11 protein-coding genes are annotated in these 15,908 nt (G+C 74.6%); all 11 read left to right on the forward strand.

The features are described 5' to 3' along the window. Window positions 1-108: 108 nt before the first annotated feature. The 11 genes from NE234_RS07865 (at window position 109) to NE234_RS07915 (ending at window position 15,870) form a co-directional block, all read left to right on the forward strand. A complete protein-coding gene (locus NE234_RS07865; protein ID WP_252778212.1) occupies window positions 109-2,964 on the forward strand; it encodes a nitrate- and nitrite sensing domain-containing protein in 2,856 nt (951 codons plus the stop codon). Next, complete coding sequence (locus NE234_RS07870; RefSeq protein ID WP_252778213.1) at window positions 2,964-3,368, forward strand: roadblock/LC7 domain-containing protein; 405 nt, start codon at window positions 2,964-2,966, stop codon at window positions 3,366-3,368. The genes NE234_RS07865 and NE234_RS07870 overlap by 1 nt, the downstream gene beginning before the upstream one ends. Before the next feature lie 84 nt (window positions 3,369-3,452). Beyond that, on the forward strand, window positions 3,453-3,815 hold the full coding sequence (locus tag NE234_RS07875) for a DUF742 domain-containing protein (RefSeq protein WP_252778214.1): 363 nt from the start codon (window positions 3,453-3,455) through the stop codon (window positions 3,813-3,815). Further along, window positions 3,796-4,413 carry a GTP-binding protein gene (locus NE234_RS07880; RefSeq protein WP_252778215.1) on the forward strand — a complete coding sequence of 206 codons (618 nt, stop codon included), beginning with the start codon at window positions 3,796-3,798 and terminating at the stop codon, window positions 4,411-4,413. The genes NE234_RS07875 and NE234_RS07880 overlap by 20 nt, the downstream gene beginning before the upstream one ends. A gap of 230 nt (window positions 4,414-4,643) precedes the next feature. After that, entirely contained in the window at window positions 4,644-5,399 is a 756-nt protein-coding gene (locus NE234_RS07885) for a nucleotide exchange factor GrpE (RefSeq protein WP_252778216.1), read from the forward strand. Between the two features lies 1 nt (window position 5,400). Further along, a complete protein-coding gene (locus NE234_RS07890; protein WP_252778217.1) occupies window positions 5,401-7,020 on the forward strand; it encodes an Hsp70 family protein in 1,620 nt (539 codons plus the stop codon). Next, window positions 7,020-9,554, forward strand: coding sequence for a hypothetical protein (locus tag NE234_RS07895; RefSeq protein WP_252778218.1), 2,535 nt, complete (start codon window positions 7,020-7,022; stop codon window positions 9,552-9,554). Before NE234_RS07890 ends, NE234_RS07895 begins: the two co-directional genes overlap by 1 nt. Beyond that, on the forward strand, window positions 9,554-10,711 hold the full coding sequence (locus tag NE234_RS07900; RefSeq protein WP_252778219.1) for a TRAFAC clade GTPase domain-containing protein: 1,158 nt from the start codon (window positions 9,554-9,556) through the stop codon (window positions 10,709-10,711). The genes NE234_RS07895 and NE234_RS07900 overlap by 1 nt, the downstream gene beginning before the upstream one ends. After that, window positions 10,708-13,047, forward strand: coding sequence for a GAP1-N2 domain-containing protein (locus tag NE234_RS07905; RefSeq protein ID WP_252778220.1), 2,340 nt, complete (start codon window positions 10,708-10,710; stop codon window positions 13,045-13,047). Before NE234_RS07900 ends, NE234_RS07905 begins: the two co-directional genes overlap by 4 nt. Before the next feature lie 4 nt (window positions 13,048-13,051). Next, entirely contained in the window at window positions 13,052-14,875 is a 1,824-nt protein-coding gene (locus NE234_RS45035; protein ID WP_308206861.1) for a TRAFAC clade GTPase domain-containing protein, read from the forward strand. A gap of 68 nt (window positions 14,876-14,943) precedes the next feature. Continuing rightward, window positions 14,944-15,870 carry an NADP-dependent oxidoreductase gene (locus NE234_RS07915; protein WP_252778221.1) on the forward strand — a complete coding sequence of 309 codons (927 nt, stop codon included), beginning with the start codon at window positions 14,944-14,946 and terminating at the stop codon, window positions 15,868-15,870. Window positions 15,871-15,908 lie beyond the last annotated feature (38 nt).

Below are 15,908 nucleotides of genomic sequence, written 5' to 3' on the forward strand. Positions count from 1 at the left end.
GACCGACGCGTGGGATCAGATGTCAGTCGGCGGTCGTCCCGGTCCAGGGTCGGCCGCGTCTTCAGGTCAGTCCGCTTCAAGATAGTTCTGCTGCTCATCGTCCCCTTGGTGTCACTCAGCACCTTGTGGGTGTTCGCGGCGAGCATCACCCTGGGCGACGGCCTGAACCTGCGACATGTCAACACGATCCAGGATCATCTGAACTACCCCTCCGGGGGTCTGGGCAGCGCCTTGGAGCAGGAGCGCCGCTTGTCGGTGGTCTTCCTGGCCACCAAGTCGGCGGGTGACCGGGCGTCGATGGAGTCCGGCCGCCTCGTCACCGACCGGCAGGCCGACCTGTTCCGGCGGCTGGCCACCGACCCAGGCGCGCAGAAGGACGCGAACGCCCAGGCGCGGCAGTGGACGCACGAGGTGCTCGTGCACCTCGACAGTCTGCAGACCAAGCGCCGGGCGATCGACAGCGGCAAGGAAAGCCGCATGCAGGCGTTCAACGACTACACCGACACGATCGCCGACGTCACCTCCCTGCAGTCGTCTCTGTCGACCCTGAGCGACCCGGACGTCACCAAGGACGCCAAGAACGAGGTCGCCCTGGCGCGGGCGCGCGAGGTCCTCTCCCAGGAGGACGCGCTGCTGGCCGGCGCGCTGGCCACCGGCCGCCTGACGTTCTCCGAGCACGTGGAGTTCACCAAGCTCGTCGGGACCCAGCGCGAGCTCTACAACCAGATCATCCCCGACCTGCGGCCCGCCGACCGCGCCTACTACCAGCGGATCGTCTCGACGCCCGAGTACACCGGCCTGCAGGCGCTGGAGGACCAGTTCACCGACAACATGCCGCAGCAGCCCCACGCGGGCATGGCCGGGATGGCCGGCAAGGCCGCCCCGAAGCCGCTGGCCGGCATGGACATCAAGTGGAAGATCAAGGTCAGCTCCATCATCACGCGGCTGCGCGGCCTCGAGCTGTCGTCCACGGCGAGCGCCGCCGAGCGCGCCAAGCCGGTCTCGGACGGCATCATCCGGAACGTCGCGCTGGCCGGCGCCCTCGGTCTCGTCGCGGTCATCGCCTCGCTCATCCTGTCGCTGTGGGTCGGCCGCTCGGTCGTCCGTGACCTGACCGGCCTGCGCCGCGCCGCCCTCGACCTGGCCAACGAGCGGCTGCCCAGCGTCATCCGCCGGCTGCGCCGCGGTGACGACGTCGACGTCGCCGCCGAGGCTCCGCCGCTGTCCTTCGGCACCCAGGAGATCGACCAGGTCGGCCAGGCGTTCAACGCCGCCCGCCGTACCGCGATCCAGGGCGCGGTCGAGGAGGCCGGGCTGCGCCGCAGCATCAGCGAGGTCTTCCTCAACCTGGCCCGCCGCAACCAAGCGCTGCTGCACCGGCAGCTCAGCCTGCTGGACTCCATGGAGCGCCGGGTCACCGAGCCGGACGAGCTGGACGACCTGTTCCGCCTCGACCACCTCGCGACCCGCATGCGCCGCCACGCGGAAGGCCTCATCATCCTGTCCGGGCAGGCGCCCGGCCGCGGCTGGCGCAACCCGGTCCCGGTCGTCGACGTCGCCCGCGCCGCCGCCGCCGAGGTGGAGGACTACGCACGGGTCACCGTGGCGGCCATGCCCCGCGTGGCCGTCCCCGGCCCCGCCGTCGCCGACCTCATCCACCTGCTCGCCGAGCTCATCGAGAACGCCACGCTCTACTCCCCGCCGGACACGACCGTCCAGGTCACCGGTCAGATCGTGGCCCACGGCTTCGCCTTCGAGGTGGAGGACCGCGGCCTGAGCATGGACCAGGCCAGCCTCGACCGCGCCAACGAGCGGCTGACGAACCCGCCGGACTTCGACCTGTCCAACAGCGCCCAGCTCGGCCTGTTCGTCGTCGGCCGGCTGGCCCAGCGGCACCAGGTCCAGGTCACGCTCCGCACCTCGCCGTACGGCGGGACCACGGCGATCGTCCTGCTGCCCGACACGGTCGTCGCCCGCGGCGACGAGCGGCCCGAGCTGGAGGCCGGCCCGCCCGCCACCACCCGGCGCGGCGAGGAGGCACTGGTCCCGATCGGCGCCATCGGCGGCCCGGCCCCCACGGACGGCGGCCCGATCACGGGCCCGATCACCGGCCCCATCCAGGCGATCCGGGGCGACCGGCCGCCGCTCCCCCAGCGTCGTTCCGACACCGGCGGGCAGGCCGCCTACAGCACCGGCCCGTACGACGCGAAGCCGTACGGCACCGGCTCGCGGTCCCAGGACTCCACGGGCCAGGAGGCGGGAGCCGGCACGGGGTCGTTCCCCACCGCCGGATCCGACACGGGCTCGTTCCCGGCCGCCGGATACGAGCCGGGAACGTACTCCACGGGCCTCGGCGGCTACGACGCCGTCCCCTCGGCGTACGGCGAGGAGCCGCAGGACACCGACGACAACGAGATCGGGAGCGGCTACTCGTCCGGAACGGGCGGGTACTCCCCCGGCGCGTCGTCCTACGACGGCGGCGGCACGGGCCTGGGCGGTACGCGGACGGACACGCCGAGCGGCCAGTGGCCGTTGCCCGGCGAGGGCTCCGGCAGTGACCGGCCGCCGCTGCCGACCCGCCGCGGCGGGTCCTCCGAGGAGCGGCCGCCGCTCCCGAGCCGGTTCGGCGGGGCGCCGTCACCGGGCCGTTCCCTGTTCGACCCGGCCGAGGAGCCCGCGGACACCGCCTCTCCCGAGACCACCGCGTCGCCCGGCGCGACCTCCGGATCCGCGACCGCGGGGTCCGGGACCTCCGGGACCAGGCCGGCCCTGCCGCGTCGGGTCCGGCAGGCGAACCTGGCCCCCCAGCTTCGCGAAGAGGTCGAGCCCGTGAACAATGCGACCAGCAATGAGCGTTCGCCGGAGGAGCTCCGCACCATGCTGAGCTCGATTCAGAAGGGATGGCTGCGCGGCCGCTCGGACGCCGAGCAGACCGCCACCCATCACGAAGAGGAGGACATCTGATGTCAGCGGGTTCTGCGGGGGAACTCAACTGGCTGCTGGACAGCCTCGTCAACCGCGTCGCCCAGGTGCGGCAGGCGGTGGTGCTCTCCAGCGACGGCCTGCTGGTCGGCGCATCCGCCGGCCTCACCCGGGAGGACGCCGAGCACCTCTCGGCGGTCGCGGCGAGCTTCCAGAGCCTCGCCCGCAGCGCCGGACGCCAGTTCGGCGGCGGCGGCGTGCGCCAGACGATCGTCGAGATGGACAACGCGTTCCTGTTCGTCACGGCGGCCGGCTCGGGCGCCTGCCTCGCGGTGCTGGCGGGAGCCGACGCCGACGTCGGTATGATCGCCTACGAGATGGCGATGCTGGTCAAGCGTGTCGGCCAGCACATGTCGACTCTGCCTCGCTCAGCCGTGGAATCGTGAGGCCGAGTGATCGTGCGAGGACAACACAACGGACACCCGGCGATGTCGCCCTCCCCACGACGGCCCACGAGGCGGGACGGCTGAATGAGCGAATGGCTCGACGACGAGGCCGGCCCGGTGGTCCGGCCCTACGCTCTCACGCGAGGCCGGACCAGGGCCTCGCGTGAGGGTTTCGACCTGATCGCGATCATCGCGACGGCGGCGACGTCGACGTTCGCTCCGCCGAACGCCGGCCCGGAGCACGTCGCCATCCTCGACCTGTGCGTGCGCCCGCTCTCGGTGGCGGAGATCTCGGCGAAGCTGAAACTCCCCCTGGGCGTCGTGCGGGTCCTGCTGGGAGACCTGCTCGATCTCGGGCTGATCGTCGTACGCCGTCCTGAAACAGAGAACCGTCTTCCCAACGAACGGGTTTTGAAGGAAGTGCTCAATGGACTCCAGGCGCTCTGACCCCTCACGGGGCGCTGCCGCCATGCCGCTCGCCGTGAAGATCCTCGTCGCGGGCGGATTCGGCGTGGGAAAGACGACCCTGGTGGGCGCCGTCAGCGAGATCAAGCCGCTGCGGACCGAGGAACAACTGACGGACCGCAGCGTCGGCATCGACGACACCTCCGGCGTGGAGCGCAAGACCACGACCACCGTGGCGATGGACTTCGGCCGCATCACCATCCGGGACGGCCTCGTCCTGTACCTGTTCGGCACTCCCGGCCAGGACCGGTTCTGGTTCATGTGGGACGAGCTCGCCCTCGGCGCCCTCGGCGCGGTCGTCCTCGCCGACACCCGCCGCCTCGCCGACTCCTTCCCCTCCATCGACTACTTCGAGCGGCGGCGGCTGCCGTTCATCGTGGGCGTCAACTGCTTCGATGGCGCGATCCAGTACGACACCGAGGAGATCCGGGCCGCGCTGGACCTGGACCCCCGGGTCCCGATCATCCTGTGCGACGTACGCCGGCGCGAGTCCGGCAAGCAGGTCTTGATCGCCCTGGTCGAGCACGTTCTGTCCGTGATGGCGGAGCGTCAGCGCCAGGCCGGCGCGGTCATCCGCTGACGGCGTCGGGCGCGCCGTACGGAACATGCCCGAATTCGAGGTGTACGTCGTTCATCGGGCTATTTATCACTCTCTGTGACTAAAGCCAGGTCTGGGGGTTAATGCCGGGTCGACGGGCGCGGAAAAGTGACGGGCGGAGACATCGAACTGCCCAGAAGGGTGGTGCCCGCTTCCGGTGATGGAGACAATGGGCTGACGTCCCTGCTCACTCAGAGTTATGGTGCGAGCCCATGCCCGTTGACCCCGAGCCCCCCCACGGCGGGAGCGGCTCCCCGCCGGCCGGCGACCCGGGCCGGTCCGCCGGGGTGCCGAACGACCCTCCCGCCGAGGAGGCCGGCCCTCCGCCGCCCGCCCCCGGGCACTCCAGCGCGCCCCGGCGCCGACGCCCCGGACGCGCGCCGGCGGCGGACACGTCCCCGGCCGGTGAACCGCCGACGGATGAGCCGGCGGCGGACGAGTCGCCGGCGGACGAGCCCGGCCGGCGCGTCGCGGTGTCGCTCGAGGAGATCCGGTCGCTGCTGGCCGGCCTGACCGAGACCGTCGGCAGGGAGCACGAGCGGGCGGCGCACCGGGAGCGCGTCATCGACCGGCTGCACGAGGACAACCAGCGGCTGCGCCACGGTGAGCTGCAGACCGCGTTCGAGCCGGTGCGCGCGGCGCTGTACCGCCTGTACGACCTGGTCCGGCGGGAGGCCGAGCGGGAGACGGTGGACCCGGCCCACACGCCGGTGCTGCTCGCGGCGATCGCCGAAGAGCTGGCCGAGATCCTCGCGCGCACCGGCGTCGAGCCGATGCCCGTGGAGACCGGTGAGGCGTTCGACCCGGCGCGGCACCGCCCGGCCGGCACCCAGGACGTGGACGACGCGGAGCTCGACGGCACGGTGGCCAGGGTGCAACGGGCCGGCTTCGTCCGCGGTGACCGGATCGCGCGACGCGCCGAGGTGATCGTCGCCCGGATGGCGGCCGAACCCGTCGGAGGAGAATGAGATGGCTGTCTACGGTATCGACCTGGGCACGACCCACTCGTGCATCGCGCGCGTCGACGACGTCGGCCGCCCGGCCGTGCTGCGCAACATGGAGGGCACCGACACGACGCCGTCGGTCGTCTACTTCGAGTCCGCCGACAACGTCGTCGTCGGCGCGCCGGCGAAGGACACCGCGGTGCTGTTCCCCGACCTGGTGGTCAGCCTGATCAAACGGGACATGGGCCACGAGGTGCCGCGCGAGCTGCACGAGCGGGACTACTCCCCCGAGGAGATCTCCGCGTTCGTCCTGCGCAAGCTGGTAGCCGACGCGACCGCCACGACGGGCGAGGAGGTTCGCGACGTCGTCATCACGGTGCCGGCCTACTTCGGGGCCGCCGAGCGGGACGCCACCCGCAAGGCGGGCCGCATCGCCGGGCTGAACGTCATCGACATCATCTCCGAGCCGATCGCCGCCGCCATCACGTACGGGGTGCTCAACCCCGCGACGGCGGCCGACGAGGAGAAGGACGGCGCCGGGTCCGCGGACCGCACGATCCTGGTGTACGACCTCGGCGGCGGCACCTTCGACACGACCGTCATCACCCTGCGCGGCGGCGACATCTCCGTCGTCTGCACCGACGGCGACCACGAGCTCGGCGGCGCCGACTGGGACGCCCGGCTCGTCGAGTACCTCGCCGGTCGGTTCGCCCAGGAGCACCCCGACGTCGGCGACCCCCTCGACGACAAGCACACCGAGCAGCAGCTGCGGCACGACGCGGAGGAGGCCAAGAAGGCCCTGTCCCTGCGCACCCGGCACGTCGTCCGCGTCATGCACGAGGGCCGGGTCGCCACCGTCGAGCTGACCCGGGAGAAGTTCGAGGAGATCACCAAGGACCTGCTCGACCGGACCATCGAGATCACCGGCCGTACGCTCGCCACCGCGGCCGGGAAGGGCGTGTCCGACTACGACGACCTCGTGCTCGTCGGCGGCTCCACGAAGATGCCCGCCGTGCAGCGGCGGCTGGCCGACGAGCTGGCGCTGAGCCCCCGGCTGCAGGACCCCGACCTGGCGGTCGCCAAGGGCGCCGCGCTGTACGCCTTCGAGGAGACCTACCGGCAGCTCCTGGCCAAGGGCGAGACGGACAAGGCGCTGGACCTGGCGACCCGGGCCGGCCTGTCCGAGAGCGAGCAGGAGCGGATGGCGGCCCGGCAGATCACGACCGTGGCCTCCCGCGCGTTCGGCGTCATCGCGCTCGACCCGGACACCGAGCAGGAGCACGTCGTCCACCTGGTGCACGCCAACGACGCGCTCCCCCGCGGCAAGACCCGCGAGTTCGGGACGATCGAGGAGGACCAGACGATCGTGAAGATCATCGTGGTCGAGCAGGCGGGCAGCGCGGAGTCGACCGAGGTCGCCCACAACACGCCGATCGCCGACGGCGAGCTGAAGATCCCGCCTGGCAAGCCCGCCGGCTGGCCCATCGAGGTGACGTTCGCCCTCGACACCTCCGGCCTGCTGCACGTCACGGCCGTGGAGAAGGAGACCGCCGAGGAGCTGACGCTGGAGGTGCGGGTCGGCGGGATGTCCGAGGAAGAGGTGCACCAGTCGCGCACCGACCTGGCCGGCATACGCGTCGACTAGTGGTCTTTGACGAACGGCGCTACGTCCGTGAGGTGCTGGAGCCCGCCCGCGCGGCCGGGGACCAGCCGCCCGACGACCTGCGCCTGCGCTACGCCCTGCCGGACCCGCTCGTCCCCCGCGAGGTGGCCGACCGGGTCAAGCAGGTGCGCACCTGCTGGCGCAAGGCGCGGGGCCGGCTGCGGTTCCGCCGGCTGGTCGACCGCCTGGAGGGCGAGCACCTGAGGCTCGCGCCGCTGTTCGAGCGGGCGGCGGCGGGCGACCTGGCCCCGTTGCGCGCCGAGATCGACGCGGCGGGCGACCGGGCCGCGCGCCGCCGCGCCGAGCTGCGGGACCGGCTGCTCGACGCCGCCGGGGACCTGCGCATGCTGTCGCCCGCCGACCTGCGGGAGATCGGCGGTGAGGCCGCGGACGTCGCCCGCGCCGCGGGCGTCGAGATCCGGGAGCCGGACCCGCTGCCGGCCGCACCGCCCTACGCCGGGTACGCACGGGCCCGTGACGCGCTGGACGCCCTCGGCCCTCGCCATCTGCGCGAGTTCCTGACCGGTGAGCCGCGCGCCGGGCGCGTCCTCGGGGACATCCCCGACCTGCGGCCCGCGGCACGGCGGGTCGGCGAGCAGTGGAGCCGGCGCCCGCACGACGGCAACCGCACGAACGCCGACACGGTCCTGGTCGCCGTGCGCCAGGTCGGCGCCCGGCTGGCGGAGCTCGTGCGCTACGACGTGGTGGCGCGGCTGCGCGAACGGCACCAGCAGCGGGCCTCGGAGGGCGCGCTGCTGCGGTACGCCGTCGAGGAGCTCGGGGTGGACCGCGACGACGCGCGCCGGCTCGTCTTCGCGATCCGGCGGGAGACCGCTCCCACGGGCGGCCTCACCGCGCGGCTGCGCGACCTCATCGACGCCGGCGAGGTCCAGGCGGCCGCCGAGCTGGCGGAGGTGGCCGGGCAGGCGGGCGAGCCGGAGGGCGACGCGCGGGTCCTCGCGGACGAGGCGCGCCGCCGGGTGGCGGCGGCGACGGCGCTGCGCCAGGAGGCGGCGTCCCTGCTGCTGTCCGATCCCGACGGGGCGTGGCTGCGGCTGGCCGACGCGCTGCGGCTGGTCGGCGACCTGCCGGGCGCCGCCGAGCTGCAGGCCGGGCTGCCGCCCCAGGCGCCCGGGCGGCTCGAGGCGGCCGTCGACGGCGCCGCGGTCGCGCTGTCCTGGTCGCCGTCGCCGTCACGCGTCGGCGAGATCGGGTACGTCGTGCTGCGCTGCCTGGGGCGGGTCCCCCGGCATCCCGGTGACGGGGAGCGGCTCGCGGCGGAGGCCGCCCACGCCCGTGACCCCGCGCCCCCGCTGAACGCCCCCGTTTACTACGCGGTGTTCGCCGTACGCGGCTCGGCGGCGTCGGCGCCCGCGGTCGCCGGGCCGGTCCTCGTGCGGCCGGAGCCGGCGGACGTCATCGTGACCGCCGCGGACCGCGTGGTCGCGGGCCGCTGGTCCTGTCCGCCCGAGGCCGTCCGCGTCATCGTGACCCGGGACGGCACACCCGTCCCGGCGGCGCGCACCGGCTTCCGCGACGAGACCGTGCGCAACGGGACGACCTACCACTACCGCATCGCCGCCGCGTACCTCGGCGCCGACGGCCGGGAGACCGTGACGGCCGGGGTGCACGCCGCCGCGACTCCCGCCGCCCGTCCCGCTCCCGTGACCGGACTCGGCGTCGAGCACGACCCCGCCGGGCGGCTCATCGTCACCTTCGACCCGCCCGCCGAGGGCGAGGTGGAGCTCGTCGCGATGGACGGGCCGCCGCCCTGGCCGCCCGGCACGACGCTGCCGCTGGACGACGTCCGCCGCATCGGCCGGGTCCTGCCCGCGGCGCCCGCTCCGGGCGGCCTCACCGTGCGGACCGGCCCGGGCGTGCTGCTGGCCGTGTCCGTCGCCGGGGACCTCGCCACGATCGGCGACCACCGTGAGCACGTGAGTCTCACGCCGCCGCGCGAGCTGGTCGCCCAGCGGCGCGGCGAGGTGATCATCCTGGGGTTCGACTGGCCGCCGGACGTCACCGAGGTCGACGTGGCCTGGCGGTCCGACACCGGCGACGAGCGCCGCCTGCCCGTCGGGCGCGCCGGCTACGACGCCCACGGCGGCGTGCGCCTCCCGGCTCCGCCGGACGAGACGGTCACGATCGAGGTCGCCGCGGCGGGGACGGCGCAGGGACGGCGGGTCACCGGCGCGCCCGTGACCACGGTGGTGCCGGGCCGCACGACCGTCGGCTACGAGGTGCGGCGCCCCCGCCTGCGCGGCCCGCTCACCGTCACCCTGTCCGCCGCCGCCCCCGTACGCCTGCGGCGGCTCGTCCTCGTGACCCGGTCGGGGCCCATGCCGCAGCGGCCCGGTGACGGCCGGACCGTGATGTCCTGGGACGACGTGGAGGTGCCCGCGCGCCTGGAGGTCGCGCTGCCGCGCCTGCCCCGGCCGTTCTGGCTGCGCTGCTTCGCCGAAGACGACACAATCGACCTGCGCGACCCACCGGTCCGCCACCTGAAAGTGGGCTGATGCCGTCGATCACCTGTCCCTACTGTTTCGCGAGAGTGGAGCGCGACCGGATCGCGTTCCGGTGCGCGGGCAGTCCTGGACGCGGTCCCGGCTGTGCGCCGCGGCTCGACGAGCGGCTGGCCGCCTACACCGGGTCCGCGGCGGCCGCGTCGCTGCCTCCCGTGTTCGGCCCGCCGGAGCCGACGGCGCGGCTGCGGGTCGGCCGGGCCCCGGCCCGCCGCGCCGTCTGCCCCGAGTGCGGGCAGACCACGGCGCGCCGCGCGTGCCCGGAGTGTCACAACCCGCTGCCCGCGGCGTACTGCGAGACGCCCGGGAAGATCGTCGCCCTGGTCGGCGCGAAGAACTCCGGGAAGAGCACGTACATCGCGGTGCTGCTGCACGAGCTGTCGCACCGGATCGGCGCGGAGCTCGGCACCTCGCTCGTCGCCTGTGACGACCGCACGATCGAGCGCTACAAGCGCGACTTCCACCGGCCGCTGTTCGGGGAGCGGCGGCTGCTGCCCGCGACCGCCAGCGCCGTCACGACCCCGCGCGATCCGCTGGTGTACCTCCTCACCCGGACCCGGCGCCGCCGCCTCCGGCAGCGGGACATGTCCCTCACACTGGTGCTGTTCGACACGGCGGGCGAGGACCTGCGCAGCCGTGACGTCACCGACCTGCATCTGCGCTACCTCGCGGCGGCCGACGCCATCATCTTCCTCGTCGATCCCATCGAGCTGAAGACGGGTAACGGCGACCCGGACGGTGACCCCGTCAACGTCATCGCCCGGGTCACCGAACTCCTGCGCGCCGGCCGGGACGTCCCGCACGGCAGGCGGCTGCCGGTCCCCGCCGCCGTGGCCCTCACCAAGATCGACGCCTTGCCGCTCGACGGAGCGCTGCAGCGCCACCCCGAGCGATCCGACGTCCTCGACCTGGACGACCGGGAGGCCGTGCACGAGCAGGTGCGCGCGCTGCTGCACGACTGGCAGGCCGGCGAGCTCGACCGCTACCTGGGGCACGAGTACGCCGAGTACGGCCTGTTCGGGGTGTCCGCCCTCGGCGGCGTGCCCCGCGACGGCGCCGTCGGCACCGGGGGGATCCGCCCGTACCGCGTCGAGGATCCGCTGCTGTGGCTGCTGTACCGGTTCGGGATGCTCGACGAGGCCCGCGGATGATCTGGCGGCTGACCTACACTTCGGCCGAGCGCGGCCCGACGGGCCGGTCCGGCTTCCAGTTCGTCGGCATGACCCCGGGCACGCCGCCCGGCGTGGTCGGCGCGGTGACGCCGTACATGGCGTACCGGCCGCCGCCGGGGGCACCGTCCGCGCCCGGTCCCGAGGAGCTGGCGGGCTTCCCCACCGCGCTGACCTACGGCCGCGCGGACGGGTACGTCGTGCTGGCCCGCTGCCGCTACACCGGCCGCGACTACTCGGGCCGGTACGGCAACTTCCTCGGGCAGGCGATCGTGGCCACGCCGGAGGAGATGGAGGGCCTGCGGCCGATCGAGTTCTGGGACTCCCCCCTGTGGGACTTCCCCGTCGCGGACGATCCGGCGGCGGCCGACGATCCAGGAGCGACGGACGGTCCGGCCCCGGCGGATGACGCGGCGCCGGCCGTCCTGGCGCCCGGCACGGCGTTCGACCCGGACTCGCTCCTCGATCGGCTCGGGGGCGAACGGGCGCACCAGCGGCTCGCCGCGCTCCTCGACGCCGTGGCCGCGGTGGTGGACGCCGGGCATGGCCGGGTGGTCCTCGTCGCCGAGGACGCCGAGGTCGTCGCCCGGTGGATCGCCGTCGTGTCGTACTCACTGCCCGCGGCGCTCGCGGCCGACCTGTCGTTCACGACCTACGCGGCCGACCCGGACACGGTGCCGCACGTCATCGTCGGCACGGTCCCGTCCGCCTGTCCGGAGGGCGGGTTCCGCCTCGACGGGCCCTTCACCCCGGACGGCGTACGGCCGGGCCGGTTCGCCCGGGTGATCGCGGACTGCTGGCGGACCGGTGACCTGGACGGCATCGACGCCGTCGGTGAGCTGATCTCCGCGCCCGATGACGCGGCGGCACCGGACCCCGCTCGCCCCGGCCCGGTGCCGGACGGCGACGTCTCGGGGGGCGTGGCGCCGGGCTCCCATGCGCCGGGCGGCGAGGTCTCCGGAGGGACGGCGGCGGACTCTCGTCGTCCCGCTCGGGTGCCGGACGGCGACGTCTCCCCCCTCGACGGCGCGGCGGCGCTGCTCGCGCTGTGCCGGGGGGACGCGTCCGTCTCCGCCGGGGAGCAGGCGGTGTCCGCCGCGCTGATCCGCGCCCGCGGAGTGCCCGGCTGGGTCTGGCCGTCGTTGCGCCCCACCCTGCCCGCGGTCGGCTTCGACCTGGCGGCGGCACTGGCGGACGCGGTGCCGGAAGCCGCCGAGCGCTGCGTCCGCCTCGCCCTGGCCGACCCGGCGGTACGGCCGCGGCTGACCCGGACACGGCTGCGCGACGGGCTCCCGGAGGACTTCCGCACGGCGATGAGCGAGGCGCCGGACCTGCGCGCGCTCGCCGGGCTCGTCGATCTGGCGGTCCGCGTTGACGGCGCGGTCGACGCCGAGTGCGTGGCCGCCGCGGCGGCCGCCTGCGCGCGGCGGGGCGACGGCGACGTGGCCGCGGCGGTCGAGGCGACTCCGCCGCTCTGGCGGAAGGCCCTGATCCAGGGGCTGGTGTCCGGGCTGGAGGCGAGCGTCCCGGCGGTCCGGCGGGCGATGCTCACGCCGGAGGCGTGCGCCGCGCTCGGCGACCAGGACTGGACGCTCGCCCCGCGCACCGGAGGCCTGGTCCTGTCCGCGCGCGCCGACCGCCTCACGGCCACCGCCGCGCTGGTCGAACTCGAACCCCACGGCCTGCCCGACATCGAGGACCTGCTCGGCGTGCTGTGGGCCGAGGCGCCGACGGTGCCGGAGTGCCGGTGGCTGGTCGAGCGGCTGGGCCCGGTGATGCGGCGGTTCGCCGTCCTGCGCGCCCTGCCGCGTCGGGTCTTCGACGGCGTGCCGCTGGACGCCGAGGAGGGCGTACGGCTCGCGCGGCTGATCCATGACCGGCTGCCCACGCTGGCCGGCCCCGCGCGTACGGTCCTGACCTTCGAGCGGACGCTGCGGGCCGGCTCCGAAGAGGACATGGCCCGGTTCCTCACCACGCTGCGGCGGGGAGACCCGCTGCACGAACGCGCGATGGCCGGCGTCGCGCGGTTCCTCGCCGGACGCTCGCCCGCGGCGCGGGCACGCGTTCTCGCCGCGGTGCCGGACATCGTGCGCGACGGCCTGCTGGAGCCATGGCTGGCCGCCGGCCTGGACCGGCGCGGCCGCGCGGACCTGGCGGAGGTCGGGGCGCGTCTCGCGGAGGCCGGCGTGACCGTCGCGGCGCTCGACGTGTGGGCGGACGGGCTGGGCAGGTTCGCCCGGCGGCAGGTCGAGTCGGCGCTCACCGACCGCGACCCGCGACTGGCCGCGGCGTGGCGGCGCGCCCGGCGGGGGGCGTGACGCGGTGCCCGTCGTCTACGCCCTGTTGTTCTTCCTCTGGGTCGGCCTGGTGTGGGTCGAGTTCGTGTTCGTCGTCCCGTTCGCCGTGCCCGTCGCCCTGGTGGTGGCCACGGGCGCCGGGATCGGCCGGTTCCTTCTCGTCGCGTGGCGGACCCTGACGGCCACCGGGCTGGAAGGGCCCTCCGCCGTGCCGCGCCCGGCCGCCGACGCGGCGGACCCGGCCTACCCGCAGTACCTCCTCGACCAGGTATGGCGGGACGTCCGGACGCTGACGCGCCGTACGATCCCCTGGTGCCTGGCGGAGGCGCGCCGGGCCGTCACCACGCTGACGGCGCGGATGCTCCGCCTCCCGCAGGGGCTCGCCGTCTTCCCGATCTGGCTGGCTCTGTGCGCGGGGATCCTGCTGGCCGCCCTGCCGCTGGCCGCCGCCGCCCTGGCCTTCGCCGTGGTGACCGTGGCGGTGGCGGGCGCCGGCCTCGTCGCCTGGTCGGTCTGCGTCCTGGTGCTCGGGACGGTCGAGCGGCTCTGGGCGGCGTACCGCAGGATCCTGCTGGCCTGCCCGCATCCGGGCTGCTACGAGCGGCTGGCGTTGCCCGCGTACGCCTGCCCGAACTGCGACGCACGGCACCGCCACCTGGTGCCGAACCGGCTGGGCGCGTTCCGGCACGTCTGCCGCTGCGGTGCCCGGCTGCCCACGACGATCCTGCTCGGCCGGTTCCGGCTCAGCGCGTACTGCCCGCACTGCGGGCGCCCCCTGCCCGCGCGGATCGGCCGGGCGCGGGTCGAGCCCCTGCCGTTCGTCGGCGGCCCCGCCGCCGGCAAGACGACGCTGATGTTCCTGGCGGTACGGGCGCTGCGCGCCGGCGCCGACGCGGCCGGCGGGCGGGCGGAGTTCGTCGAGGCACGGGACGCCCGCGGGTACGCCGACGCCCTGGCCGAGCTGGGCGCGGGCGGGCGCCTCGCCAAGACCGGTCCCGAACTGCCCGCCGCCACGATGCTGGACGTGACCCTGCCGGCGGGCCACCGGATCCTCTACCTGTTCGACCCGGCCGGTGAACTGCACACCGGCGCGACACGGGTCGAGCGGCTGCGCTACCTCGACCACGGCGAGGCGCTGCTGTTCGTCATCGACCCGTTCGCCCTGCCGGAGCTGCGCCCCGCGCTGTCCCGGGAGGAACGGCTGCTGGTGGAGGCCACCGCGACGTCCGAGGAGGACCCCGCCGACACGCTGCAGCGGCTGCTCGCCGACCTGCGCTCCCGCGACGACCAGGGCCGGCACCGTCGCATCGCCGTGGTCGTCACCAAGGCCGACGTCCTGCGCCGGACGTCGATCGGCCGGGGCGTCGAGGAGGACGCGCGCGGCTGGCTGGAGGGCGTCGGCCTCGGCAACACCATCCGCACGCTCGAACGTACCGCCGGGCAGGTGCGCTATCTCGCCTCCGGTCTCGACACCCCGCCGGCCGCCCTCGCCGACCTGTTCGGCTGGGCGGCCGGGCTGCCGCTCGCCGGACGGGAGCCCACGCCGGCGGACTCCCCGGACCGCGAGCCGTACTCCCTGGACCACGGGCCGGAGTCCCCGCGCCGGGAGGCGGACTCGCCCGGCCGGGAGGCGGACTCCGCGCGCCGGGAGGCGGACTCGCCCGGCCGGGGGATCGACGACCGGGCCGGCGCGGCGGAACGCGTTCCGTGGCGCGCCCCGGGACGGCCCGAACGGCTCGTGCCCCTCGGGTACCAGCTCGGCCGTGGCGTCCTGCTCACCGCGCTGGTCGTGCTGGGCCCGGCGGCGCTCCTCCTGCTGGGACTCACCGGCTACACCCGGTTCCGCTGAACGTCGCACCGTGACGGGTCCGGCGATAGTCGAGGTGTGAGCGAGCGGGCGCTGGTAAGGCTGGATGTGTGAAAGCGATAACGATGCAGCGATACGGCGGCCCGGACGTACTCGAGCTCACCGACGTGCCCGAGCCGAAGGTCGGACCGGACTTCGTGCTCGTCCGTGTCAAGGCGGCCGGTGTGAACCCGGTCGACTGGAAGATCCGGGAGGGCAACCTCGACGGTCTGTTCGCCACGGACTTCCCCGTCATCCCCGGCTGGGACGTGGCGGGCGTGGTCGAGCGGGTCGGGCCGGCCGTCAGCGAGTTCTCCCCCGGGGACGAGGTCATGGGCTACGTCCGGGAGGACCACATCGGCCGTGGCACGTACGCCGAGCTGGTCTCGGCGCCGGTGCGCACGCTCGGCCGCAAGCCGAAGAGGCTGTCCTGGGCGGAGGCGGCGGGCATCCCGCTGGCCGGGCTGACCGCCTACCAGGCGCTCACGAAGGCCCTGGCCGTCACTCCCGACGACACGGTGCTCATTCACAACGCGTCGGGCGGCGTCGGCTCGTTCGCCGTGCAGATCGCGCGGGCCAAGGGCGCCCGCGTCATCGGCACGGCCGGCCCGCACAACCACGACTACCTGCGTGAGCTCGGCGCCGAGCCGGTGGCGTACGGGCCCGGGCTCGCGGACGAGGTCCGCCGCCTGGCCCCGACCGGGGTGAGCGCCGCGCTCGACCTCGTGGGCGGGGAGGCCATCGACGTTACGCCGGAGCTGCTGACCGACAAGGGACGCTGGGCGTCGATCGTCGACCCGTCCGTCCGGGACCGCGGGGGACGGTACGTCTTCGTCCGGCCGGATGCGACCGACCTCGCCGCGCTCGCGGGACTGGCCGACGACGGGCGGCTGAACGTCACCGTCGCCAGGACCTTCCCGCTCGGCGAGGCGGCCGAGGCGCAGCGGCTGAGCGCCGAAGGGCACACCCGCGGGAAGATCGTGCTGGAGATCGGGTGAGACCGGCGACACCGGGGAAGGTCGTCGCCGCATCGGCA

It is taken from the genome of Actinoallomurus rhizosphaericola, assembly GCF_024055675.1.
Classification (GTDB): domain Bacteria; phylum Actinomycetota; class Actinomycetes; order Streptosporangiales; family Streptosporangiaceae; genus Actinoallomurus; species Actinoallomurus soli.

Coding starts and splice junctions, on each gene's coding strand:
- NE234_RS07870 (WP_252778213.1), top strand. CDS start 2,964: ATGTCAGCGGGTTCTGCGGGGGAACTCAACTGGCTGCTGGACAGCCTC.
- NE234_RS07875 (WP_252778214.1), top strand. CDS start 3,453: ATGAGCGAATGGCTCGACGACGAGGCCGGCCCGGTGGTCCGGCCCTAC.
- NE234_RS07880 (WP_252778215.1), top strand. CDS start 3,796: ATGGACTCCAGGCGCTCTGACCCCTCACGGGGCGCTGCCGCCATGCCG.
- NE234_RS07885 (WP_252778216.1), top strand. CDS start 4,644: ATGCCCGTTGACCCCGAGCCCCCCCACGGCGGGAGCGGCTCCCCGCCG.
- NE234_RS07890 (WP_252778217.1), top strand. CDS start 5,401: ATGGCTGTCTACGGTATCGACCTGGGCACGACCCACTCGTGCATCGCG.
- NE234_RS07900 (WP_252778219.1), top strand. CDS start 9,554: ATGCCGTCGATCACCTGTCCCTACTGTTTCGCGAGAGTGGAGCGCGAC.
- NE234_RS07905 (WP_252778220.1), top strand. CDS start 10,708: ATGATCTGGCGGCTGACCTACACTTCGGCCGAGCGCGGCCCGACGGGC.